Source organism: Streptomyces sp. x-80 (assembly GCF_046549095.1).
Classification (GTDB): Bacteria; Actinomycetota; Actinomycetes; order Streptomycetales; family Streptomycetaceae; genus Streptomyces; species Streptomyces celluloflavus.
The window spans coordinates 1-1,024 of record NZ_JAJPWM010000072.1 but is presented as its reverse complement, the minus strand read 5'-3'; the positions used below and the strand labels follow the sequence as shown (position 1 = coordinate 1,024).

Genomic DNA, 1,024 nt, shown 5'->3' with positions numbered 1-1,024 from the left:
AGAGGGCATTTGATCTAGGCAGATTGCCCTTTCTGCCCTAGTAGGTCCCTCGCCAGGTAGGGGTGGCTTCGTCCGTTATGCGCTTGGCGAGGTTGTCGATCGACGCGATGTGGATCATGGCTTTGGAGCTGGCGGGTAGGGTTTCGTAATCGCGGGATAAGCGACGGTGCAACATAAGCCAACCGAGACTTCGTTCCACGACCCAGCGCCTTTTGACTACGTGAAAGCCTCGAACTCCGGGGTTTCTGTTGACGACTTCGACGTCGATTCCGAGGCTGGCGCCGTGCTCGACGACGGCGTTCTTGAAGCCGGTGTCGACCCAGGCTTTGGAGATGGTGGGGTAGGTCTTCTTGGCTCGGTCGAGGAGGCGTATTCCCACGGCGTTTTCGGAGAGGCTCGCGGCGGTGACGGTCACGGCGAGGATCAGGCCGATCGTGTCGGTGAGGATGCCTCGTTTCCTGCCCACGATCTTCTTGGCGGCGTCCGTTCCCTGGCTGGTCAGAGGCACGTTGGTGGAGGTCTTGATGCTCTGGGTGTCGATCACGGATGCGGTGGGTTCGGGCTTGCGGCCCTCTTTCACGCGGGCCAGTCCCGTGAGGTCGTAGTTGAGTTGGGCGAGGATTCCCTCGTCGCGCCAGGCGGCGTAGTAGAAGTAGACGGCGCCGTGGCCCGGGAAGTCGTGCGGAAGGTATTTCCAGGGGATTCCGGTGCGGTTGACGTAGAGGAGTGCGTTGAATACGTCGCGGAGGTCGACCTTGGCCGGCTGGCCGGTGGGTCTGCGGTCGAGCCGGGCTTTTCTCCAGGCCGTCAACGTCGGCTCGATCAGGGCCCATCGGGCGTCGGACAGGTCGCTGGGGTACGGCTTCCGCTGGCTCACGCCGTAGCGTGATCATGCCTGCTGCGGACGGTGCCGTTCCGCTGCTACTGGGCGTTTCTGTCACATCCTCAAATCAGACGGACTTCGTGCATGAGGAGTGGAGCAAGCGGGCGACCATGGCGGCAGCTTGACAGACGCGAAGGAGCA

At 62.4% G+C, this 1,024-nt stretch carries 1 protein-coding gene; it reads right to left on the bottom strand.

Annotation, left to right across the window (positions count from 1 at the left end; all coding sequences use genetic code 11):
• Positions 1-37 precede the first annotated feature (37 nt).
• Positions 38-877, bottom strand: a complete 840-nt coding sequence (locus tag ACLJWH_RS41945) for an IS5 family transposase (RefSeq protein ID WP_411147070.1) — start codon at positions 875-877, stop codon at positions 38-40.
• Positions 878-1,024: the final 147 nt, after the last annotated feature.